Below are 23,947 nucleotides of genomic sequence, written 5' to 3'. Positions count from 1 at the left end.
ATGATGCCGAGGATTTGACGCAGGAGGTTTTTACGAGAGTGTTAAAAGGGCTCGCCGGATTTGATGGCAGAGTCACTCTGAAAACATGGCTCTTCTCCATTGCCAAGCATGCGGCGATTGACCAGCATCGCAAGCAGAAGGTCAAGTCCTTTTTCTCAGAAAACTGGCTGATGAAGCTGGCGACCAAGGAAGGGAGTCCGGAAAACGTCCTGACCAAGAGGGAAAACGTTCGTGAGCTGAAGCAAGCGATCCAAAAGCTAGCGCCCCATTATCGTCTGGTTCTGATTTTGCGTTGCATCGAGGAACACAGCGTCAAGGAGACGGCAGAAATCCTGGGTGTATCGGAATCCAAGGTGAAAGTAAACACCCATCGGGCATTAAAGCTGGTCAAAGAAATGATGGATGATACGGAGGAAGGGGGCTTTCTAAATGAGTGGGCTAGAGGATGAGAAGCTGACGGTCCAGCTGCGAGGGTTAAGAAGGCAGGACCCACCCCCACGTCAGGAATTTGTCACCTATTTGGATCAGACGCTGGTTAAACAGGCAAGGCAGATGAAGCAGAGGAAAAAAGTGGGCCGTATCTTGTCGATGACAGGAGGTGCAGCTGCAACTGTCGTACTGGCTCTCTTGGTAGCTGTGCCTGACGGAAAAGAAGCACCAAATGGGACTAGCAGTGTACGTACGGAGCAGCCTGCAGAGAATGCGCCTTCACTGGCAAAAGAGAAGGACATACCGGAGCAAAGGAATATTCCTCCTGTTGCCGAGCAGCGGAAAATAAGCCAGGTGAAAGAACAGCCCAAACAGAAAGAACAGAGTGTCATTACGCAATCACAATCGCTCCCCAAAAGCCAAGCACTGCCAAAAACGGCAGCCACGGCAAGCAATACGCCAACGCTGTCTGTCGAGCAATATATGAAGCAGAAATTAGGCGATAAAAGTAAGCAATATCAACTCGCTTCTAACCATCTGGAAAAAGATACGGCTGTTTTTCTACGCGTCATTAACGGTATACCGTTCGCCGACAGTGTCGTGAAGGTTCACTTGGAGTCAGATGGAACACCAGCGGGTATGGTCATGGAAGAGAATCTCGATGCAGAAGCAGATCTCTCGCTATTTCCCAATCCAGAAAAAGCAATTTCCAAAGAGGAAGCAGTACAAAGGCTGACAGCCAGTTTGAAGCAAGAAGAAGTAGCGGCTTTTGCAGGCTATATCAACGCATTGAACGGGGAAGTCCTCGATCATCGCTTTCAGAGCGTGGCAGAAACTGGAAGCTATAGCCTCATCCCGATTCAGGCACAAGGTAAGCTGCTCATGGCCAACTCAGATGAGGAGATAGCCACTCTGATCCAGAAAGAGTTCGGTGTACGTATCGAAGGGGATAACCGTCCATTATCAAGAGAAGAACACGAATCGTACATGGAATATACGTGGAAAATGACAGATGCTACTTATCTCACTGCGAGGTTTGCCAAGAAATCTGGTCAACTGCTGGCGTATCAGATGAAAACAAATACGGAGTCACATACTTCCCCGAAGCTGTCTCAAGCAGAAGCAGCCCAAATCGGTGTCAAAAAACTGGCGTACTATTTGCCAAGACAAATCACGCAGCTTGCAATGGAGGGCGCGGTGGTGGAAGACTCAGCAATCAGGATAGACTTCATTGCCATTACACAAGGAGCAAGAGCGGAGAGTCACAAGTATAAGGTTTGGGTGGATAGCACCAGTAGACAGGTAGTAGGCCTGGAAGGGAATTTTTCAGAAATAGGGAAAGCGTCTACAGAGCCTAACAAGGGGAATAGTCCCTCGCTGGAACTGCTTTATGTTTGGCCGGAATTAAACGGAAAACGGACGCCAGCACCCTATCTGGTGTACCAGGTAAAACAATAAAACGACCGGGCTGCCTATTTGCGCTACTTCGAATCTGGTCATGTTCAATCATCTACCGTTAAGTGATCGTAAGCACACCTTTCAGCTCCGCCCGAAGAAGTTTACGATTGAGATTCATTACGAGGACAAGACGACCGACATCTTTTCGGTGAGGATTTGGCATCGTTGTTGACGAAGACAGTACCAAAGGGACTGGCGCGGAAAGACGTAAGTATTTGGACGATATGCGGTTATCTATACAAAATGAAGAGTCTTACTTGGGCTTTTCATTCGGCTAACAGAAAAAAGGGGCGAGCCTGCTACTCGTCCCTTTTGCTTTTAGATAAATACATGTAACAACAAATAAATGGCCGCTGCGAGCAAGGCAGAAATCGGCAGCGTAATAAACCAGGTGATCACGATGCGTTTGGCAACGCCCCAATTGACGCTTTTTAGCCGTTTGGCTGCACCGACCCCCATGATCCCGGAAGAGATGACATGGGTAGAGCTCACAGGTAAGCCTAACTGCGTAAAGGTAAAAATGATCGAAGACGAAGTGAGATCGGCAGTGGCTCCATTAATCGGTTCAATCTTGGTGATTTTGCCCCCGACCGTCTTGATGATTTTCCAGCCTCCGATAGAGGTTCCCAAGCCCATCGCGAGGGCACAAATGAACTGCACCCAGAAAGGAATCGTGTTGGTATCTGTATGCAGGTCAGCGGCAACGAGAGCGAACACGATAATGCCCATCGCTTTTTGTGCGTCATTCGTTCCATGTGTAAAGGATTGCAGGGCCGCCGTGAAAATCTGAAAGAAGCGAAATCCCCGGTTGACCTTGGAAGGAGGAACCATGATCCGACTAAAAATGAAATAAACCAAATTCATCATGAGGTAAGCGGCAACGAGCGCAATTACCGGTGACACAATAAGTGCCTCGAATATTTTTGAAAAACCAATCCAGTTGATTTGCGCACTCCCGGCGGAAGCGAGGACTGCCCCTACGAGTGAGCCGATGAGAGCGTGAGACGAACTGCTGGGGATACCGTACCACCACGTAATCAAATTCCAAAGAATCGCAGCCAAGAGAGCAGCCATGACCACAAGCACACCGAATTCCAGCTTGGTTGGATCGGCGATATCTCCACCAATAGTTTTGGCGACCCCGGTAAATGTCAGGGCACCGATAAAGTTCATGATAGCCGCTAGGCAAATGGCAATCTTAGGCGGGAGAGCCTTGGTGGATACGGTGGTTGCGATGGCATTGGCAGTGTCGTGAAACCCGTTGATGAAATCAAAGAAAACAGCCAAAATGATAACGGCAATCACAAGGGGAAGGCTCGTATACATGAAAGTAGGTCTCCTTGTTTAAGAGTTGCCCATGATCACAGATTCCATCGCATCCGCGACATCCTCGCAATGATCCATGACATCTTCGAGCACTTCGTAAACCTCTTTGAGCTGCATAATGTGAATGGGATCGCTTGAGGTTTTGAACAATTGCCGAATGCTGCTCCGCACCAATTCATCCCCTTCGCTTTCCAAATCGTTAATGCGGATGATGTACTCTTTCATAGCAGACAACTTTTGCTTTTGAAGCAGTTCGATGGCGAGAAGAATTTGCTTGGTAGCTTCTTCGATGAGTTGACCGAATCGTACCATCGTTTGATCTGGTTCCATGATGTCGTACATATAGAGTCGCGAAGCGCAAAACTCCAATCCGTCCAGCACATCATCCAGCTTGACAGCAAGGTCCAGAACGTCCTCACGCTCGATTGCGGTAATAAATGTCTTGTTGATTTGCACGATGATTTCATGGATGAGCTTGTCGCCTTTTGTTTCGTACACCTTCATCTCTGTAGCAAAGGTTTTGACAGTCTCTAGTGAAGTGATTTTGTATTCGTTAAAATAGATCGCCGTCTGATGCACATTTTTCGCAATCTCATACAAGTCATCCAAGAGTGCATCCGATTTGGTAAAAAGCATTAAACAAACCTCCACTTCGAAAACCCGAATAGGAGTATTTTGAGTGGAGGGGATGGGGATTATTCACTTTTTCATGAACTCTTTACGAGATGAGTAATTGGGCTGCCATATAGAAGGCCACTCCCCACATGATCACAGCCGAAATCATATTCAGGCCACGCTGCAATTTTCCGGACCGGTCCAATCGTCCTGCTGTACGACCAGCTACAGAAAGGCCGAAAAACCAGAAGCAGGATACGAGGATGCAGGCAACAGTAAAGCCCCACTTTTCTGTTCCCGAATAGCTGAGTGAGCTAGTGCCGATGACCCCGATCGTGTCGAGAATCGCATGCGGGTTCAACAAAGAGACAGAGGCAGCAAACATGATTTGCTTTTTGGCCGAAAAGCGCTCTTTCTCTCCAGCCTCAGTACCTGGACGGCTACGCCACGTTAAATATCCCATGTACACCAAAAAGAAGAAGCCGACGACATACAGCACCGTTTTCAGCCATGTGACTGTCAATACAACCAAAGAGACTCCCAATACTGCCAATAAAATGAGCAGGGTATCGCAGAGTGCCGCAGTCAGTACGACGGGCATGGCGCGAAGTAATGTAGGTTGTAGAGCCCCCTGATTAAAAACGAAAACATTTTGTGCGCCGAGCGGTAAAATAAGTCCAAAAGCAAGCACAAAACCGTGCAAAATCGCTTCCAGCATGATCGTTTCCTCCCCGTTTCTCTCTCGATGCAAAGGCCATTTGCATTACTGTCATTATTCACGGTTGTGAATCCGTTGTCTCCAGCCAATTGGTTTACATCCAAACCAACCAATTTGTACAATGATCAGACGAGGAGGAATATGCCTGTGCTGACGATAGACTGGAAGCCTGACAAATCATCTGACATACCGATCTACGCGCAGATCGTAGCTTATATGAAGGGGAAAATTGCAGGTGGAGAATGGCCGATCAATAGTAAATTGCCAACACAAAGAGCGTTGGCGCAAGCCTTTGAGGTAAACCGCAGTACGGTGGTGACGGCGTTGGAAGAGCTAAAAGCGGATGGTTTCATTGAAGCAACCGTAGGTAGTGGCTCCGTCGTTAGTAACAACACGTGGTCCTTATTGACGACCGCGCCGCCACCCAATTGGCTGGGCTACGTGCAAGCAGGAGAGCATCTCCCCAATTCGCCGACGATTCAGGATATCAATCGTTATGAGCCAGATCCGAGGTACATTCGCTTAGGGACTGGTGAGCTGTCACCGAGCTTGATTCCTGTTGCGGAGATGGAAGCGGTCATGGCTAGCTTGCAGGGCAAAATGACTCATCTCGGATATTCGGAGCCAAAAGGGCTGTTGCCTTTGCGCCAAGCGATCAGCGATCATTTACGGAGCAGGGGGATCGAGGCTTCACCAGCGTCTATTTTGGTCGTTTCGGGGGCCCTTCAAGCCTTGCAGTTGATATCGATTGGCATCCTTCACCGTGGATCTGCTATCTTGCTCGAGCAGCCTTCATATTTATTCTCTTTGCCTTTGTTTCCATCATCGGGAATGCGTCTGGTTGGTGTACCGATGGATGCGGAAGGAATCTCTCCCCAAGTGTTAACAAGACAAAAGCAGGCGCATAACGCGGCACTACTCTATACGATTTCGGCTTACCACAATCCGACTGGGATTAGTATGTCAGAGAACCGAAGGGAGCAAGTGCTGGCTGCATGCGAGCGGGAGAGGCTGCCTGTATTGGAAGACGATGTTTATGGAGAATTGTGGTTAGACGAACCGGGGCCATTGCCGTTAAAGGCGAGGGATCAGAGCGGGTTAGTCTTGTATCTGGGCAGCTTGTCCAAAACGCTCAGTCCAGGGCTGCGGATCGGCTGGATTGTAGGTCCTGAGCCTGTCATAGAACGCCTCGCGGATGTAAAAATGCAGACGGACTACGGAGCGAGTGCGATTTCCCAATGGGTGGCGACAGAATGGCTCACAAGCGATAGATATTCCCGGCATCTGGATCAGCTTAGAGCAGCTCTGCGACATAGAAGAGACAGGATGTGCGAATGCCTTGCTCGCTGGTTTGGCGATATGGCAGATTGGCGTATTCCGCATGGCGGTTTTTACATTTGGCTGCGTCTGCATCAGGCGGTCTCGATGCGCAAGCTTTTTACGGAAGCACTGGCTAAAGGGGTCCTGTTAAATCCGGGCTTTGTTTATGATCAGACGGATAGTCATCATCTTCGCTTGTCCTACGTGTACGCAGAAGAAGCCGACATGGAAAAGGCGTTATATGTAATAGCACAGCTCCTGCGTGGTAGGGGGTAACGAAAAGAAGACACCTGCTAGGGTCAGGTGTCTTCTGCTATATCAATGATAAGGGAACTGTGTGGAGTACCCGCTAAACTGCTGATAAGCTTGCTGGAGTTTTTGTTGCTCGGCAGCCTCCAACTTGTACCATCCCTTTTGGAACATGAGATTGAAAGCATCGCGGGCTGATTGATGGGTTTCATTCAAAATTTGCAGCATATCATCATAAAGCTGCTGGTGGCTGGCTTCACGAACAGCGATGTTAAAGTTATCTGTCAAGTATTTGCAGGTAGCTAAACAATCGTTGAGATAATCACGATCGTTCATTTGCGGACCTTTTACTTGTGGCAGCTGTCCGGATTGTGGATTGGCGATCTGGTTTTGGTTTGGCATCCCGATTCCTCCCTTACTGCATTTGTTGTTGCTGTTGTGATTGCTGTTGCTGGGACTGCATCTGCGGAATGGTCGCCATCACTGCGGTGTTGTTGTTTTGCAGGTGACTCATCAGCTTTTGGTAGTGTCGCTGGTGCATTTGTCCTTGTTGTTCCAGACATTGCTTGACCTGGGGATCAGTAGCTTGCTGTGCAAAAGCATGCAGCTTTTTGAAAGCGATCAGTTCCCATGACAAAGCATCCTTGAGATAGCTCAAGTCCTTTGTCGAGATGACCTTAGGCGGTTCGGGAATCGGAGCTTGAGCAAAGGGATTGGAAGACAGGATGGATGGCATAAGGTTGCTCCTTTCAGATGGAATCATGTATAGGATGAGCAACAAGTTAGGATGCAACCCCTGAGGATTGCAGCCAAAAAAATCCGGTCGCAAAGGACCGGATCAGGTTAGCTCCAGCGATGAAACGACGATGTCGATGCTGGCAGGAGCGATATTGAGACAATAGTGAGCTTCTTTGTACAATGTAGATTGAAGGGCATAGATAAGTGCTGGAATATTTGTCATGTAAGGCAGTTGAAGAGCAATCGAAACCTGGAACCGAGGCAAATCCTCAAAGCTGGAGACGATCTTGACCACATGCTGGACCTCGTCAAACTGGTTGCAGGCCGCTTCAACGATTTTTCGCAACACCTGGGGATGAATCATGATGCGTCCACCGGAAAACGGAGGATGAACCACGGTTGTTTCCCCAATGACTTCTTTTTTCGAGCTGAAAATCTGTTGGGCAGAAGAGATGAGACGCTGAAGGAAATCTTTTTCTACCTCCACACGCGGAATCGGTATCGTGTGCTTGCCCATTGTTTCCCGCACGTAGCGGGCAGCCTCGATTTCCTGCGGAGGCTTGATGGATTCAATCGGGATGAAGTCCACCTGAAAAGGCAAATGCAGCGCTTCAACGATACGACCAATCATCCGTTGCGAAGTTCCTAACACGAGCAGTCGGCTTGGTTGAATCTCGCCAAGACTTCGCCGTACTTCTTCAGCGTGCTCCTTATAATGAAAAATAGCTCGTTTTACCGCCTGAATTTTTGTCTTCTCATATTTGGCAGAGGTTCCGGCCACCTTGCGTCCCTGGTAAATCAGGATGCCATCATCAATAATGGCGTCGATGTTCATTCGGTGAGCAAGTTCTAATGCACTGGTGCTTTTTCCTGTTCCACTGGTGCCGTACAAGGCGTAAATTTCCATGGGACCTCCTTCGTCATTTTTCTCGACTATGCTTGATCCTTTTTATTATACATGACAAGAAGGAGGGACAAAACGACTTTACTGGTATTGTGCCCCCATCTCCCGCGATCTTTCGGCAGCACGCAGGATGGCTGCCGTGACAGCCTCCTGAAACTGATAGGCTTCCAATACTTCCAGCCCTGCCTGGGTCGTTCCGCCCGGACTCGTTACTTTTTGGCGGAGAATCGAAGGCTCTTCGCGTGTATCGAGCAGCATATGTGCCGCGCCAATCACGGTTTGTAGCGTTAATTGTCGCGCCATTTCCCGATCCAGTCCCGCTTTGGCACCTGCCCCCATCATGGCCTCTACCAGATAGTAAATATAAGCAGGACCGCTTCCAGACAATCCTGTAATGATGTCCAGCTCTTCCTCGGCGACTTCATATACAGTGCCAATTGCTTCGAAAAGTTTGGTAGCCAGCTCGCCGTGCTCTTTCTGGACAAACGGATTTGCGCACAGTCCGGTAGCAGACAAACCAACCGCAGACGATGTATTGGGCATCGTGCGGATAATCGGGCACTCTGCACCGAGCCACTCTCCGATCAAGCTGGTGGAGACGCCAGCGATTACCGAGATAATCAATTGGTCGGAACGAACGACCCCACGCAAATCCAGCAAAGCCTCTGCGGCATCCTTCGGCTTGATAGCCAAAATCAAAATATCGGAAGAACGGACTACGTCAAATTTGTCCTGGGTAGCGGTTACTCCGTAGTCATTTGCCAACTGCTCCAAACGCTCCATATTGTTGCGGTTCGTGACGGAAATACGCTCAGAAGGGAGTAACCCTTTTTTTCCGATACCGGAAAGCATGGCCTCCACGATCGATCCTGCACCGAGAAAACCGATCCGCCCTTCTGTAATCGCTGTTGCTTGGTTGCTCATGATGATTCCCTCCCTTTTGGACTATCGGATTTGGCCGTTTCCGCGTACGACATACTTGTAAGAAGTGAGCGCTGGCAAGCCCATTGGCCCACGAGCATGTAATTTTTGCGTGCTAATGCCGATCTCAGCACCGAAGCCGAATTCTCCACCATCAGTAAAGCGGGTAGAGGCGTTGTGATAAACCGCTGTGGCATCGATCGCAGTCAAAAACTGACGGGCTGCGATTTCATCTTCCGTTACGATTGCCTCGGAATGGCCGGAAGTATGCGCTGTAATATGTTCAATGGCCTCGCTCAGGCTATCGACAGTGCGAACCGCCAGAATCAGCGAAGAGTATTCTGTGTCCCAGTCTTCTGAGGTTGCTTGGTGCAGTTGAGCGGAGAGGTCAGTATGCAGCTCTATCGTACGCGCACAAGCGCGGAGCTCAACGCCCTTCGCCAAGAGCTTTTGAAGCAAGGCACGTTGATTTTCCTGTGGCCAACTGCGGTGCACAAGTAGTGTTTCGGCAGCGTTGCATACGGCAGGACGACTTGTTTTGGCATTGATCACGATGCTTTCAGCCATGTCATAGTGAGCCGCTTCATCCACATAAATGTGGCAATTGCCGACGCCTGTTTCGAGTACAGGAACGCTTGCAATTTGTAGAACTCGCTGGATCAGTCCTGCGCCACCCCGTGGGATGATGACATCGACGAGACCATTGGCGGTGCACAAGTAATCGACAGAAGCATGTTCGGCAAAAGGCAAGTACTGCACGGCTTCCGCGTCAAGTCCGGTCGCAGTGAGCGCTTGACGAATACTAGTCACCAGCGCGAGATTGCTATGAACAGCGCTGTGGCTGCCGCGCAAGACGATCGCATTGCCTGTTTTGATGGCGATTGCTGCTGCGTCAACGGTAACGTTCGGTCTGGCTTCGTACACCATTCCAATGACGCCGAGAGGGACGCGGATTTGTTCGATGAAAAGTCCGTTTGGCCGTGTCCACGAGTCGATCCGTTCCCCGACAGGATCATCGAGGGATACCAGCTGTGCAAGGCTATCCACGAGTTGTGTTATTCGCTCCGGCGTCAACAAGAGACGATCTAGATAGGAGGCAGGCTGACCGTCTGCTCTCGCGATGGCGATGTCTTTGGCGTTTTCGGAGAGAATAACAGCCTCATCTGCCAGCAGCTGGTTGCCGATTGCGACGAGCACCTCGTCTTTTTGTTTGCGAGAGAGTATAGCCATTTTTCGTGAAGCCTGTTTGGCCAGGCTCAATTGTGTATGCACTTTTTCCTTCAAGCTTTCCATGGTTTCTCCAGCTCCTTTTTCTATCTACATGGATTCGTTTAGATGACAGGCGCCCATTCATCTCGATGTATAACGGTACCGCTGTGTCGCGTTACGTTATCAGGGGAAAGAAAATCACTTAACTGTGCTGCGGTAAATCTGCTGATACCACGACCGATCAACGTCCCCTCACAGTAAACCTCAATAACCTCACCTTGCTCGAACATGCCGGATACATCGCGGACACCTGCTAGGAGCAAGCTTTTGCTGTTTTCCAAAATCGCTTCCGCTGCACCGCTATCAACCATGATTTTTCCACGGATAGGGGAGTGAAGCGCAATCCATTGCTTGCGAGTAGGAACGCTGTTTGTTGCAGATGCTTCTGGATGATAGCTGACGTAGGTGCCATTCCCGTTGCCAGTAAGGACATCGAGCAAATCAGTGGGATTCGTCAATTTTCCGATAAAGCTGGGAATTCCTAATGATTGGGCGGTTTTTGCTGCGATCAGCTTGGAGCGCATACCCCCTGTTCCCAGTTGGGAAGCTCCGCCTGCAAGTGCCTCGATTTCTTCCGTCACACATTCGAGCCAGCCCATGTGTTTGGCATCAGCATGATAACGCGGGTCCTTGTCATACAGGCCATTCGTATCAGTCAGGATCATGTACAAATCGGCATGGATGAGACCAGCAACGAGTGCGCCCAGCATATCATTGTCTCCGAAGGTCAATTCCGCTACGGATACTGTGTCGTTTTCATTGATGATTGGCAAAATGTTTTTATCTAAAAGCAGTGACAGCGTAGAGAATGCGTGTTGATATCGTTCCTTGTGAGAAAAGTCTCCGCGTGTGAGTAAGATTTGCGCCACGCTGAAGTTATGGGCGCCGAACATTTGCGTATAGGTTTGCATCAACAGGCTTTGCCCGATGGCTGCCGCTGCTTGCTTGGCTGCCAAGGATCGGGGGCGCTGCTGATAGCCGAGACTTTGATACCCGCTGGCGACAGCTCCTGAGGAGACTAGGACAACCTGATGACCCACTTCGCGCAATTGGCTGATAGCAGAGACGAGCAGCGACATTTTCGCCGGATCAACACCGCCTGTAGCTGCTGCAATCGAACTGCTCCCCACCTTTACTACCAAACGTAATTTACCCTTTTTCATGTTCAAAACCTCCTTCTTACATACAAAAAAGCCCTCTCGTCTCTTTGATAAGGACGAAAGGGCTTGAAAACCTCACGCGGTACCACCTTATTTGACGTTTTGGACTGAAGGCATACTTCAGCCAAGAAACGCCCGGCTCTCTTTCTTTGATAACAGGTGAAAGAAACCTGTCCAGGTCTTCCCTGGATGCTCTGGGGTGGGTTCAAACCGATTCAAGGACGAAACCTCTCAGCCGGTGGATTTCGCTCTCTGGACCTGAAGGGCGGTTTTACTATTCCCCGTCATTGCCGCTCACTATGTGCTTATTAATTCACTATTATTCGCTGGATCCGCAAGAAATGTCAAGAGGCTTATTGAAATTGTTCATTCCCATAAGCGCCCATCCGTGATTTGATTTCGAATCGTTTCGTCTTTTGATCGCGCACGAGTCGGTAGCGCAGCGTGCGGTCAGAAGCAAAGGAGGAATCGGTTACATCTTCCACGGTCACATTGAGTTCCCCATTGTTTTTTTGAACAGTCGTGTTTCGAACCGAGATCAAAGTCGGATAGTCGACGCGTGGGATTGCTACATATACCTTTTCCTTTACCAACTTGGTTGTCATGTTGTCGTACATGGCTTCTGCCAGTGGACGGCTCCAAAAACGACTGAAATACCCCGTAATCTTGTCTTTACTGTCGAAGCGCTTAGGCAATTCCCGAAAGACGAGACCATCCTCAACTACAGATTTGCCCTTGGCATTGTCCGCGGCAGCGTAATATACATTTTCCAGTTGATGCTCGGCTTGTTTCAAAAAGAGGACGACATCCATTTTGTTATCCCCAAGCTTTTGGATGGCAGACTGCGCGGCGGGCTTACTCTGTGTTTTGGCCTTGTTTTTTGCATGCTCCTGCTTTACTTGCGTCATGCATCCTGTGACGAGCAAAGAGAGAACGAGAATAAACATCCAGTTTTTCCAGTTAACTTTCATGGCGCACCTCACTTGGGAGCAGTCGTTTAACGTTAGCGTGTGTGTCAAAAAAGACAAATAGCCCAGTTAATATATGGATAGGGGTTGTCTGACTCTCGGATTATGTCTATCATGGAGAGAGTTGGACAGATCGAACGATTGAGGTGGAATATATGTTTGGGTTTGGCAAAAAAGCAAAAAAACCAGACGGGATTGATGTGTTGATTATCAAAACCGATGAAGCGAAAAATCGCAACTTTTATCAGGTTGCTTTCCCTAGCGTGGTAGCGAATGATATTTTGTCCATGCTGCAAAAATTGGAGAAATCAAAAATGAACAAGCCGGAGTTACTGGGGGAAATTGGCGGTTTTCGTATCGTGACCCACTTGGAGGCCTTGACTGGTTTTGACATTTTGGATGATGCCGATACGGAGGGACATCCGGTACAGATTCAAGACTTTGCCAACATGCTTCTGCGTCGTTTGGAAGCTTTGGAGGAAAGTGGAAAGTTTGACGAAAACGAAGATTTAGCATTCATGATGGGCGAGTTGACGATGCTTCGTGATGGCAGCTTTGTACCACAAAACTAATCATGAGAGCCGTTGGGATAACCGACGGCTCTTTTTCTATTCCCGCTGGTTATAGGCCTTATGGCAGGAGGTCTAGTTGTCCTCGCCAGTTTTTCGCTGGGGACATCCATGTTGGGGACCGCTCTTAGGATTATCGTCCTGTTTACTCTCATCAACATTTTCTTATATGAACCCCTTGTGACCAGGGGACCAGGCTGGTTAGAGCAGATTGAAGGATAGTCAGCGAATAGAGAAAAAGGATATAATTGGGCCGCTCATACAAAGTGCGGCTCTTTTTCATTTCTTCTGAAAAAGTATAACAAAGTTCCGTTTTCATCCCGATACAAGAAAGGGAGAGATCAGACCCAGGAAAATAGACCAATATGGCAGGAATGGATGCTACTGGGGGAGAATTACCAAAAAAAGGGAGTAAGGAAACGATCATGAAAAGAAAGGAGTTATCGTAAGTCATGGTAAAGCGTTTTGCTATCGTTTTTCTCTTGGCACTGCTAGTGGTGCAAAGCGTTTTTTCAGGGAGTGCGAATGCGTCTGCGCCTGGCATGTATACGGACATACAGGGACATTGGGCAAGTGAGCAGATCGAAAAAATGGCGGATCTCGGCATCGTAAAGAGAACGGGATATCAGCCTTTTTACCCAAACAAGCCGGTTACTCGAGGCGAAGCTCTGGTTATGCTGAATCGCGTATTCGAGACAATATACGGACCGATAGAAAAGCCAGAACGCAAGCCAAACCTGGATCAGCGCTATCTACTCCGGGGGGAAGTAGATCAACTGCTGAGCAACTTAAAGACCATGATGAAAATCGAAACAGACGATCTGGGCAAGTTTGATCCAGGAGACCGGATGCTGTACTATCTATATTTGGCTGAAACCGGGCACTTGATGAAAAAGCAAGAGAAGGAAAATCCGAAGTGGTGGATGTCCAGTGCCGGGATGCAGTGGCCATTGACAAGAGAAGAGGCCAGCTTGATATTGTTTCATATGATGGCCCCACAAAAATTCCGTACAGCCAATATTAAACCACAAGATACAGTCTCTTTCTTTAACAGCTATTACGAATGGAAGCGCGACCGATTCTATCGGGATACATATTCACCATATCCACTGGCGATCCGGGAATTCAATCTGTTTCGCACAGAGAAGACCTTTTCTCCTAACAAGATCCTGACGCGTGCAGAATACATCGTTGTGATGGATCGACTGATTGATTATTACAGGATGGATGTAGCTTCGCAGTTCCGGGGTTCACCTGCGAATCAGAAGCACATCGCGCAGGTGTATTTACGAGCAGCGAATTTGGCGTACGAAACAAAAAATCAGAAGCAGCTGTCTGCACTCTTTACAGACGATGCGATAAAAAGCATGGCAAAGCTGGAGCAAGTGCCTACGTACAACGGGCCGGTAAAAGTATCAGTCAAGGCAGACGAAAACAATTCGAAAGTCCTTTGGGTGATTGCTCATTATCTAGACCCGAAAAACGGAGACTTCCAGATTGAATACCGATTGGAAGAAGACACGTCCAACGCATACGGACGCAAGATCACTGCGCTGATTTACACACAAAAATAGCACAGAAAAGGGGGCATTGGACAACAGTGTGCCCCTTTTCTTTTCTTTCATGAAGTGACGATTGCAACTGACAGAATTTTCGATTACAATGAAAACTGAACGGTGATTCAGTTGGTGGGAGCGTAGCATCTCCGGGCGTGTAAAACAGCCAAAACGTGGGATGTCATTTTTTAACCCACATACTGAATGAGTATTCATTCAATATAAGACATGTGCTGACGCACACAGGAATATCTATGGAGAAAGTAGAAGTTTTAAAAATACTCTGCTAGTCTGAATATTAGGTATTCACTGTTGCGAGCCCATTCTTTTTGACCATGGATCAGTCATAACTAGGTTTTTTAAAAAGGAGGATTTGGAGATGGAACGCAAAATTCGCAAGGCGGCAGTTCTCGGTTCAGGCGTCATGGGCGCCGGGATCGCAGCACATTTAGCCAACGTCGGTATTCCCACTTATTTACTGGACATCGTGCCGCGTGAATTGACAGCAGATGAGAGTAATAAAGGACTTTCTTTGTCTGATAGCGTGGTGAAAAACCGGATAGTACAAGCGGGCCGTGACCGACTGTTGAAGGAGAAGCCGGCGCCGCTCTACGATAAAAAGAACATCGACTTGATTACAGTTGGTAACTTCGAGGATCATCTCTCTTGCTTGAGCGAGGTCGATTGGATTATTGAGGTAGTTGTCGAGAACATCGAAGTGAAGAAAAGCGTCTTCGCTATGGTAGAAGCGCATCGCAAGCCAGGGACCATCGTGTCTTCCAATACGTCTGGGGTTTCTATCAACGAAATGGCAGAGGGACGCTCGGATGACTTCCGCAAGCATTTCCTCGGCACGCACTTTTTTAACCCACCGCGCTACTTGAAGCTGTTGGAGCTGATCCCAGGTCTTGATACAGACCCGCAGGTCATCTCTTTCATGAAGCATTTTGGTGAGCATGTGCTCGGAAAAGGAATGGTCGTTTGTAAGGATACACCGAACTTCATCGCCAATCGGATCGGTACATATGGATTGCAGGTGTCGATCCACGAAATGGTGCGACTGGGGCTTGGGGTAGATGAGGTAGATGCGTTGACAGGTCCGGTCATCGGCCGTCCGAAGAGTGCGACGTTCCGCACACTCGATGTCGTGGGACTGGATACGTACGTGCATGTGGCGGGTAACGTCAGGAATAAAAGCACGGATGAGCAGGAGCGCTCTGTTTTTGAAGTGCCAGAGTTCGTTCTGCAAATGGTGGAGAAAAAATGGATCGGGCAAAAAGCTGGGCAAGGCTTTTTCAAGCAGGTGAAGACGGAGAAAGGCAAAGAGATTTTGGCACTGTCGGTTGACACGCTGGAATACCGTCCAAGTGTGAGGCCGAAGTTTGCTTCCCTCGAAGCAGCCAAAACAGCCAAGACTTTGCCTGAGAAGTTGAGAGCGCTCGCATACGGAAAAGACAAGGGCAGTGAGTTCGTCTGGAGTGTCTTCAAAAAGGTACTGCTGTACTCTGCGGAAAAGGCATATGAGATCGCTGACGATATCGTCTCTGTTGACCAGGCTATGAAGTGGGGCTTCGGCTGGGAGATGGGGCCATTCGAAACGTGGGATGCCATCGGTCTCGAAAAGTCAGTGGCAAGAATGCGTGAGGAAAACGAGAAGATTCCGGCACTCGTCGAGGAGCTGCTCGCGAGTGGGAAAACCTCCTTTTATCAAAAAGAGCAAGGGAAGCGCAGCGTGTTTTCCATCGGAGGCACATACAAGGACGTCGAAGAGAGCAAGGAAAACATCAATCTGGCAGCCCTTAAGGAACAAGGCAAGCTAATCAAGAAAAATGCGGGTGCTGCCTTGATTGATTTGGGCGATGGAGTCGCATGTCTGGAATTCACCTCTCCGCATAATGCACTCGGGATGGATGTCTTGCACATGGCAAGTCAGGCCGCAGAGGAAGTGCAGAAGAACTTCGCAGGTCTGGTCATCGGTAATGAAGGCAAAAACTTCTGCGTCGGGATGAATCTCGCAATGGCATTGATGGAAGCACAGGATGAGAACTGGCTGGAGCTCGACATGCTCGTCACGAACTTCCACAAAACAGCACGGGCACTGCGCTACATGCATCGTCCAGTGGTAGCAGCACCATTCGGCATGACGCTGGGTGGCGGTGTCGAGGTGGTCTATCTCGCGGATCGCGTGCAGGTATCGGCAGAGACGTACCTCGGACTGGTAGAGGTGGGAGTAGGACTTCTGCCAGGTGGCGGAGGAACGAAGGAGATGCTGTTCCGAGCAATGGAAAACGTTCCAGAGGGAGGAAGCGTGCCAGTTGATCCGTTCCCATTCGTTGCGAAGGCGTTTGAAGCCATTGCCATGGCAAAGGTATCTACGAGTGGTCAGGAAGCCATCAATCTGGGGTACCTGCGACCGACTGACCGCATCAGCGTGAATGCTGATCATCAGCTATATGATGCGAAGCAGCTGGTGCTTACGATGGATAAAGAAGGCTACACGCCGCCAGCGCCACGCAAAATTCGCGTCATCGGTGAAACGGGTTATGCGAACCTCCGCCAAAATATTTATGCCATGAAGAAGAGTGGATATATTTCCGAGCATGATGAGCTGATCGCAAGCAAAGTTGCCTATGTCATGTCCGGTGGTAACGTGCCAGCGGGTACAGAAGTGACAGAGAAATACATTCTGGAGCTGGAAAAGCAAGCGTTCCTCGAACTGATCAAGACGCCGAAAAGCCAGCAACGGATGCAGCACATGCTGACCAAGAACAAGCCTTTGCGTAACTAGGGAGAGGGAGGGATAACGATGAGAGAAGCAGTTATTGTCGCGGGCGCCCGCACCGCTATCGGTAAATCGAAAAAAGGAAGTCTCAAGGATTTTCACCCAGTCGATATGGGAGCTGCAGTTGTAAGCGACCTGTTGCGCCGCGTACCACAGCTCGATCCGGCTGATATCGAGGATATCGTCATAGGGACAGCTGTACCGGAAGCTGAGCAAGGCATGAATATGGCTCGCTTGATCGGCCTGCGCGCCGGATTGCCGACAAATGTATCGGGGATCACGATCAATCGCTTTTGCTCCTCCGGTTTGCAGACGATTGCTTACGCTGCTCAGCAAATCATGGTTGGTAGCTCCGATGTAGTTGTCGCTGGCGGGGTGGAGAGCATGAGTCTGGTGCCAATGCTCGGTCACAAAATCGCACTCAATCCGACTCTGGTAGAAACGAAGCCGGAAGCGTATATGAGCATGGGTCATACGGCTGAGGAAGTGGCGAAGAGGTACAACATTTCGCGTGAGGATCAGGATGCTTTTGCTCTGCAAAGCCATCAGCGTGCGACTGCCGCCATTGCTTCAGGGAAATTCCAGGATGAAATCGTACCTTTGACAGTCAAGCAGCATTTTGTCGATGAAGCTGGCAAGGTTCACGTCCAGGAACGTGTTTTCGACAAGGATGAAGGAGCGCGCTCGGACACGACGATGGAGGCACTCGCCAAGCTCAGACCAGTCTTTCATGTGCAAGGCAGCGTAACGGCAGGAAACTCCTCGCAAACGAGCGATGGCGCGGCGGCAGTTCTCGTGATGTCTGCCGAAAAAGCAGCCGAGCTGGGTGTCGAGCCGATTGCCAAGTTCCGTTCCTTTACGGTTGGCGGCGTAGACCCTGATGTCATGGGGATTGGTCCGGTTGTTGCAATTCCAAAAGCATTGAAGCTAGCGGGAATCAGCTTGGAGGATGTCGATCTGTTTGAGTTAAACGAAGCGTTTGCCTCCCAATCGATTGCCGTCATTCGCGAGCTGGGACTCGATCCAGAAAAGGTCAATGTAAATGGTGGGGCAATTGCTTTAGGGCATCCACTCGGTTGCAGTGGTGCCAAGCTGACCGTCCAGCTTTTGAATGAAATGAAGCGTAGAGGCGGCAAGTACGGAGTCGTTACGATGTGTATCGGTGGTGGTATGGGAGCCGCTGGCGTTTTTGAAATGATCTAATTTTAAAATAAGGAGAGGGATAGTAATGGCAGAAACAAAAGATTTGATCCGCGGTGGAAGCTTTTTGATCGATGCAGGTTCAGCTGATGATGTATTCGTGCCAGAAGAATACACCGAAGAGCAGAAGATGATTGCCAAGACGACAGAGGATTTCGTCAACAATGAAGTTCGTCCTCATCTGGAAGAGCTTGAAAACCATCAATTTGATATTTCGGTTCGTCTGTTGAAGGAAGCAGGGGAGCTCGGTCTGTTGGCTGGAGACGTTCCTGAAAAGTACGAGGGACTGGGGCTGGATAAAGTCAGCACTGCACTCGTAACAGAGAAGTTCTCGCTGGCTCGCGGCTTTGCGCTCAGCTACGGTGCCCATGTCGGTATCGGTTCACTGCCGATTGTGTACTTTGGAAACGAGGAGCAAAAACAGCGCTACCTGCCTGATCTGGCGTCTGGAAAACGAATCGCAGCTTACTGCCTGACTGAGCCAGGCTCTGGCTCAGATGCGCTGGGTGCGAAAACGACAGCGACTCTCTCCGCAGATGGCACGCACTATATTCTCAACGGAGAGAAGCAATGGATCACGAATGCTGGCTTTGCTGATGTATTTATCGTATACGCGAAAATTGATGGCGAGAAATTTACTGCCTTTATCGTTGAGCGCACATTCCCAGGTGTTTCGTTTGGACCGGAAGAGAAGAAGATGGGGATCAAATGCTCCTCGACACGCACGGTCATTTTGCAAGATGTACCTGTGCCGGTAGACAATCTGCTCGGTGAGCCTGGAAGAGGTCACGTGATCGCGTTCAACATCTTGAACGTAGGTCGTTACAAGCTCGCGGTGGGCGCAGTTGGCTCCTCGAAAAAAGCGGTGGAACTCGCGACCAACTACGCAAAAGAGCGCAAGCAGTTTAAAACACCAATTGCCAACTTTCCTTTAATCAAAAACAAATTGGCGAACATGGCAGTGAAAACGTATGCGGCTGAAAGCTCCGTCTATCGCACAGTGGGTCTGTTCGATACAGCGCTGACTCGCTTGGGTGAAAAAGCGGATGATGGCGCGGAGGTTGCGAAGGCGATTGCGGATTATGCGATCGAATGCTCGATCAATAAAGTATTTGCCACTGAGGTTTTGGATTACTGCGTGGACGAAGGCGTGCAAATCCACGGTGGATACGGCTTTATGTCCGAGTATGAGATCGAGAACATGTACCGTGACTCGCGGATTAACCGCATTTTCGAAGGAACGAACGAAATCAATCGCATGCTCATCCCGGATACGCTCGTGAAAAAGGCGATGAAAGGTGAATTGCCGCTCTTGCAAGCAGCAAGCAGTCTGCAAGCAGATCTGATGAGCTATTATCCAGAAGAGATTGAGGATGCACCCCTGGCTATGGAGAAGCATCTGATCAACATCACGCGCAAAATCATTTTGATGGTGGCTGGCTCTGCGTTGATGAAATACCAACAGGAAATGTCCAAAGAACAGGAACTCTTGGCATTGGCGGCTGACATGCTGATCGAGCTTTACGCAATGGATAGCATCGTGAAGCGGACAGAGAAAGCAATGGCGGCAAAAGGCATCGAAGCCGAGCAGCAAAAGCTGGAAATGACCGCTGTCTATGTACATGAGGCATTCGATCGTATCGAAGGCTGGGCCAAGGAAGCATTGGCGGCGATGGAAGAGGGCGACGAGCTTCGTCTGCGCCTGTCGATTTTGAAAAAGCTGACCCGCCGCACGCCGATCAACACAGTGGCACTCAAACGGTCAATTGCAGACCGCGTGATCGAAGCGGGGGCATATGTGGTGTAGTTCCAAACAGTAGATAGGAAAAGGAGCAAAGCATTGAGCTTTGCTCCTTTTGCATTTTACGCACGTTTCCATTCTTGTTTGATTCAGCGGCAGAATGTGCCAAGTTGCATGCATATTTTGGGAAGCTCTCACGAACGCTAATGGAACATACATCGTAAAAGGGCGGGAGCTGTAGAAGATGGCGATGAGAGGGTGGCTGAGAAGAAAAAAGACATCTGTCAAAGACAGGATGAGCCACTCGAGTGAGCCCATCCATGTCCGTGAGATCAGTGAACGATTAAGTGATAACCTTGCGGAGCTGAATGCAATATTTACGCTGACACCCGATTTGGTCATTCGGACGTTTGCGTGCCAGCATATAGAGGGCATGGTTACCCTCGTCTACCTAAATGGCTTGGTTGACAAAAACTCGATTAACAACAATGTGCTTCGTCCACTTTTGTCACAACCGGATGGTGACACATCGAGTATTTTGGACCTGTTATCTGTCGGAAAGGTATCCGTTGCCTACGACTTTCGGAAAGTAGAAACCGAGATTTTGCTTGGAAGCAGCCTTTTGTTTATCGAGGGTCGAAAAGAAGTGCTTGTGATTCAAACGAATGGATGGCCACAGCGGGCGATAGAAGACCCGCAATTGGAGGCTGCGTTAAAGGGAGGACATCAAGGGTTTGTCGAAACGGACTCGATGAACATTGCTCTCATTCGCCGCTATATTCCCAACCGCGAATTAAAAATAAAGGAAATGTGGTTGGGAGAACGAGGCCTTGCAAAGCTCTCGATCATGTACTTAGCTGATGTGGCGAATCCGGAAGTATTACAGGAGATGGAAGATCGCCTCAAGATGATCAAGGTTGACTCGATTCTTAATGCGTCTGAACTGGAGGAGTATATCGAGGATAATCCTTACTCGATGTTTCCTCAGTTTTTGACCTCAGAGAGGCCGGATACTGTCGCCTCTCACATTCTGCAAGGGAAGATTGCTGTGGTTGTTGATCGCTCTCCAAGTGTATTGATCGGTCCAGCTACTTTCGCTTCCTTTTTTCAAAATGTTGACGATTATGGTACTCGCTGGCCTGTTGCCACGTTTATTCGCTTGCTTCGCTATTTAGCTTTTTTGATTGCTACTTTTTTACCTGCAACCTATATCGCTTTGATTTCTTTCAATTATGAAGTCATCCCGCTGGATTTGATTTTATCGGTAGGGGAATCCCGGGAGAAGGTTCCCTTTCCTCCCTTGCTAGAAGCATTCATTATGGAGCTCACACTGGAAATGCTGCGGGAATCGGGAATTCGCTTGCCGGCTCCTATTGGACAAACAGTTGGTATCGTAGGGGGTATCGTGATTGGTCAAGCGGTCGTGCAAGCGGGGATTGTGAGCAATATTATGGTGATTGTCGTTGCATTTACAGCGATCTCATCCTTTATTATCCCGAACTACGATATGGCCTCGGCAGTTAGGCTTATTCGATTTCTTATGATGATCCTCGCAGCGATGTTTGGTTTTGTTGGCATTATTGTCGGGTTGATGGCATTGATCGGCCATCTGATTACGCTGGAATCATTAGGTGTTCCTTATGGAAGTCCTCTTGCCCCTGTGCGCTTCGGGGACTGGAAAGATTTATTTATCCGCCTGCCACTGTGGAAAATGAAAGATCGTCCCCTGTCAGTCCACACGATTGAGGACCAAAGACAAGGAAATAATCGGCCGAGGGAGGATGGGTGATGCAAAAGTATACGTACAACCAATTGAGCGTCATCCAGTACATTCTCCTCATTCATGGGGCACAAGTAGGGATAGGAGTATTGACGATTCCCAGAGAATTGGCGGAGAAGGCGAGCACTGACGGGTGGATATCGCTTTTGATCGGATGGCTTGCGGCAACGTTAATCAGTCTCGTCATCACGAACATGATGAAGCAGTACCCGGAGAAGACGATCATCGATATATTTCCATTGATCCTGGGCAAGTGGCTCGGGCGTGTGGCTATTGCTTTGATGTCCATTTATTTCGGACTTTCGTCGTTCGTTTTGCTGATAAATTCCACGGCAATCATTAATGTGTGGCTACTGTCTCAGACACCCGCCTATGTCGTCGTGTTCCTTTTTGCGCTACCGACCTATCTCGTCCTCCAGGGAGGGGTTCGCGCTATTGGAAGGTACGCCGAGCTTGTATTCTACCTTACACTCTGGATACCTTTAGTTCTCACGTCGGCTTATCGAGAGGTTCATTGGTTAAACTTGCTGCCAGTAATCAAGGAGGGCTGGCACCCGATATTGGAGGCGAGTAAAACCACGGTACTCTCCTTTCTTGGATTTGAGTTTGGTTATTTCGCTTACCCTTTTCTTCAAAAAAAGCAATATGCGTCTATCGGCATTGTCATTGCGAATACAATGACGTTACTTGTGTATTTGTCTGTCACCATCGTTTCCTTTGCTTACTTTAGTCCCGATGAAATCACGCAGTATACATGGCCTACGCTCAATTTATGGAAAGCCATTGAGTTCCGCTTTTTAGAACGCGTCGATATTCTTTTTCTCTCTTCTTATTTGTTTATATTGTCAACGACTTCAGTACCGTACACCTATTTCTGTGTCTTTTCATCCAGTCAGTTATTCGGCATGAAGGATCACCGTAAGCATTTGCGTCTGCTCCTTCTTCTGGTTCCGGTGGTGCTATGGTTTTATACGCCATCCTTTATTGATCTAAAGAAATCGACAGAAATTTGGAGCTATGCAGGCTTGGGATTTGCTTATGCACTTCCTTTACTGGCTTGGGGGCCGATTAGGCTATCGAAACGAGCAGAGGGAGGGAAAAAAGCATGAGGGCATTTGCTCACATTCTGTTATTGAGCTTGATGGTAACCATGTTGGCAGGTTGCAGGGATCAAATCAATTTGGAAGATACCACTTTATCGCTGATGATCGGAATGGATTTGAATGAAAAAAACGAGCTTCTCATGTATATCTCAAGCCCGGTGTTCAGTCGGGAGGCAAAGGAAAAATCTGAGGAGTACGGTATCCGATCATCTACCATTAGAGAGTCGAGAATGGGCTTTGATGAGTTAGTGACAGGCTTGACCCAAGCAGGTAAAATTCAGGTGCTTGTGATAGGGAAAAAGCTGCTGGCTCATCCGGACTGGTTTCGGTTGCTGGATGTCGTTTTTCGGGATGCAAAGTTCAGTGTCAACGCACGTACGGCTATGCTTGATGGTCCAGTGCATGAGTTGTTTGATTTTAAACCAAAGGACAAGCCTCGTCTGTCCATTCATGTAACAACGTTGATCGACACAGCCAATACCAGAAATCTGACGGTAAAGACGAGGGTGCAGGAGCTCCATCGGCAAATGTATGAAAAAGGGATGACACCTAGCTTGACTGCGTTGAAGAAAGAAAAGCGGGCGGTCAAGGTAACGGGGACGGCTTTGTTAAAAGAAAATGGAACGTACGCAGGCTCGATAGAACCGCGGGATTCGATTCTTTTGCAAACGCTGCTCTTTGGAAAACAAGGGGAACTGTCCGTCACCATCCCAATTAAAGAGCCGAATGATCACAAACAAATTTCGAAAGACAGGGTCAGTTTTTTTATCAAGGGCGTCCAAAAAAAAGTAAAAACAACCTATCAGAACGGTCGATTTCATTTTGACGTTCATTTCAAGTTGCGAGTGTCCATATCGGAGCGAATATTTCCGTTCAACATGGAAAAGGACTACAAAAAGATGGAGCGAATGATCAGTGACGAGTTACAGAAGGATTACATGAAGTTAATCAAGAAATGCCAGGAAACCGGTATAGACCCATTTGGGTTTGGTCTCTATGCGCGTGCCTATGAATATAAGGAATATAAAAAGGTAGAGGATGATTGGACGAAGGCTTTTTCCAATGCCATAGTTGAAATCAAGCCAGACGTATCAATCAAGGGAAATGGCGTCATAAAGTGAAGAGTGAAAGACAAAACCCC

At 48.7% G+C, this 23,947-nt stretch carries 22 protein-coding genes; 12 read left to right on the top strand and 10 right to left on the bottom strand.

Annotation, left to right across the window (positions count from 1 at the left end):
- From HP401_RS09865 to HP401_RS35785, 3 genes are all read left to right on the top strand, one after another.
- A partial coding sequence (locus tag HP401_RS09865) for an RNA polymerase sigma factor (RefSeq protein ID WP_173604898.1) occupies positions 1-449 on the top strand: 449 nt, incomplete at its 5' end.
- Positions 430-1,887: a hypothetical protein gene (locus HP401_RS09860; RefSeq protein WP_173604897.1), complete on the top strand. Its 1,458-nt coding sequence runs from the start codon at positions 430-432 to the stop codon at positions 1,885-1,887. The genes HP401_RS09865 and HP401_RS09860, both read left to right, overlap by 20 nt.
- A 10-nt stretch (positions 1,888-1,897) precedes the next feature.
- Positions 1,898-2,059, top strand: coding sequence for a DUF4825 domain-containing protein (locus HP401_RS35785; protein ID WP_483862062.1), 162 nt, complete (start codon positions 1,898-1,900; stop codon positions 2,057-2,059).
- A gap of 146 nt (positions 2,060-2,205) precedes the next feature.
- Here the strand turns inward: HP401_RS35785 and HP401_RS09855 are convergent, their stop codons facing one another.
- The 3 genes from HP401_RS09855 to HP401_RS09845 form a co-directional block, all read right to left on the bottom strand.
- A complete protein-coding gene (locus HP401_RS09855) occupies positions 2,206-3,213 on the bottom strand; it encodes an inorganic phosphate transporter (RefSeq protein ID WP_173604896.1) in 1,008 nt (335 codons plus the stop codon).
- A gap of 18 nt (positions 3,214-3,231) precedes the next feature.
- Positions 3,232-3,849, bottom strand: a complete 618-nt coding sequence (locus HP401_RS09850; protein ID WP_173604895.1) for a DUF47 domain-containing protein — start codon at positions 3,847-3,849, stop codon at positions 3,232-3,234.
- 82 nt (positions 3,850-3,931) lie between these two features.
- A complete protein-coding gene (locus HP401_RS09845) occupies positions 3,932-4,546 on the bottom strand; it encodes a LysE/ArgO family amino acid transporter (protein ID WP_173604894.1) in 615 nt (204 codons plus the stop codon).
- A gap of 147 nt (positions 4,547-4,693) precedes the next feature.
- On the opposite strand from HP401_RS09845, the gene HP401_RS09840 reads away from it, so the two are divergent.
- Positions 4,694-6,142 carry an aminotransferase-like domain-containing protein gene (locus tag HP401_RS09840; protein ID WP_173604893.1) on the top strand — a complete coding sequence of 483 codons (1,449 nt, stop codon included), beginning with the start codon at positions 4,694-4,696 and terminating at the stop codon, positions 6,140-6,142.
- A gap of 42 nt (positions 6,143-6,184) precedes the next feature.
- Here HP401_RS09840 and HP401_RS09835 read toward each other — a convergent pair whose 3' ends face one another.
- The 7 genes from HP401_RS09835 to HP401_RS09805 form a co-directional block, all read right to left on the bottom strand.
- Positions 6,185-6,517 (bottom strand): spore coat protein, encoded by a 333-nt coding sequence (locus tag HP401_RS09835; protein ID WP_015893141.1) that lies wholly within the window; start codon positions 6,515-6,517, stop codon positions 6,185-6,187.
- A gap of 13 nt (positions 6,518-6,530) precedes the next feature.
- Entirely contained in the window at positions 6,531-6,851 is a 321-nt protein-coding gene (locus HP401_RS09830; RefSeq protein ID WP_173604892.1) for a ferritin-like domain-containing protein, read from the bottom strand.
- A 102-nt stretch (positions 6,852-6,953) separates the two neighbouring features.
- Positions 6,954-7,760, bottom strand: a complete 807-nt coding sequence (locus HP401_RS09825; RefSeq protein ID WP_015893139.1) for a hypothetical protein — start codon at positions 7,758-7,760, stop codon at positions 6,954-6,956.
- Positions 7,761-7,838: 78 nt separating this feature from the next.
- Positions 7,839-8,681, bottom strand: coding sequence for a pyrroline-5-carboxylate reductase (gene proC, locus HP401_RS09820; RefSeq protein ID WP_173604891.1), 843 nt, complete (start codon positions 8,679-8,681; stop codon positions 7,839-7,841).
- A 21-nt stretch (positions 8,682-8,702) separates the two neighbouring features.
- Entirely contained in the window at positions 8,703-9,971 is a 1,269-nt protein-coding gene (locus HP401_RS09815) for a glutamate-5-semialdehyde dehydrogenase (RefSeq protein ID WP_173604890.1), read from the bottom strand.
- A gap of 38 nt (positions 9,972-10,009) precedes the next feature.
- The gene (proB, locus tag HP401_RS09810) at positions 10,010-11,110 is read right to left on the bottom strand and encodes a glutamate 5-kinase (protein WP_173604889.1); all 1,101 of its coding nucleotides are present in this window, start codon (positions 11,108-11,110) and stop codon (positions 10,010-10,012) included.
- 350 nt (positions 11,111-11,460) lie between these two features.
- Positions 11,461-12,078, bottom strand: coding sequence for a hypothetical protein (locus HP401_RS09805; protein WP_142497019.1), 618 nt, complete (start codon positions 12,076-12,078; stop codon positions 11,461-11,463).
- A gap of 152 nt (positions 12,079-12,230) precedes the next feature.
- On the opposite strand from HP401_RS09805, the gene HP401_RS09800 reads away from it, so the two are divergent.
- From HP401_RS09800 to HP401_RS09765, 8 genes are all read left to right on the top strand, one after another.
- Positions 12,231-12,647: a hypothetical protein gene (locus tag HP401_RS09800; protein ID WP_015893134.1), complete on the top strand. Its 417-nt coding sequence runs from the start codon at positions 12,231-12,233 to the stop codon at positions 12,645-12,647.
- Between the two features lie 449 nt (positions 12,648-13,096).
- On the top strand, positions 13,097-14,218 hold the full coding sequence (locus HP401_RS09795) for an S-layer homology domain-containing protein (RefSeq protein ID WP_173604888.1): 1,122 nt from the start codon (positions 13,097-13,099) through the stop codon (positions 14,216-14,218).
- Positions 14,219-14,579: 361 nt separating this feature from the next.
- The gene (locus HP401_RS09790; protein WP_173604887.1) at positions 14,580-16,988 is read left to right on the top strand and encodes a 3-hydroxyacyl-CoA dehydrogenase/enoyl-CoA hydratase family protein; all 2,409 of its coding nucleotides are present in this window, start codon (positions 14,580-14,582) and stop codon (positions 16,986-16,988) included.
- An 18-nt stretch (positions 16,989-17,006) separates the two neighbouring features.
- Positions 17,007-18,185, top strand: coding sequence for an acetyl-CoA C-acetyltransferase (locus HP401_RS09785; protein WP_173604886.1), 1,179 nt, complete (start codon positions 17,007-17,009; stop codon positions 18,183-18,185).
- Positions 18,186-18,210: 25 nt separating this feature from the next.
- Positions 18,211-19,989: an acyl-CoA dehydrogenase family protein gene (locus HP401_RS09780; protein WP_173604885.1), complete on the top strand. Its 1,779-nt coding sequence runs from the start codon at positions 18,211-18,213 to the stop codon at positions 19,987-19,989.
- A gap of 178 nt (positions 19,990-20,167) precedes the next feature.
- Entirely contained in the window at positions 20,168-21,712 is a 1,545-nt protein-coding gene (locus tag HP401_RS09775) for a spore germination protein (RefSeq protein ID WP_173604884.1), read from the top strand.
- The gene (locus HP401_RS09770) at positions 21,712-22,812 is read left to right on the top strand and encodes a GerAB/ArcD/ProY family transporter (protein WP_173604883.1); all 1,101 of its coding nucleotides are present in this window, start codon (positions 21,712-21,714) and stop codon (positions 22,810-22,812) included. Before HP401_RS09775 ends, HP401_RS09770 begins: the two co-directional genes overlap by 1 nt.
- On the top strand, positions 22,809-23,927 hold the full coding sequence (locus tag HP401_RS09765; RefSeq protein ID WP_173604882.1) for a Ger(x)C family spore germination protein: 1,119 nt from the start codon (positions 22,809-22,811) through the stop codon (positions 23,925-23,927). Before HP401_RS09770 ends, HP401_RS09765 begins: the two co-directional genes overlap by 4 nt.
- Positions 23,928-23,947: the final 20 nt, after the last annotated feature.

The sequence above is a fragment of the Brevibacillus sp. HB2.2 genome (genome assembly GCF_013284275.1).
Taxonomy (GTDB): Bacteria; Bacillota; Bacilli; order Brevibacillales; family Brevibacillaceae; genus Brevibacillus; species Brevibacillus brevis_D.
The sequence above is the reverse complement of the archived record's forward strand: the minus strand, read 5'-3'. Positions and strand labels throughout refer to the sequence as shown.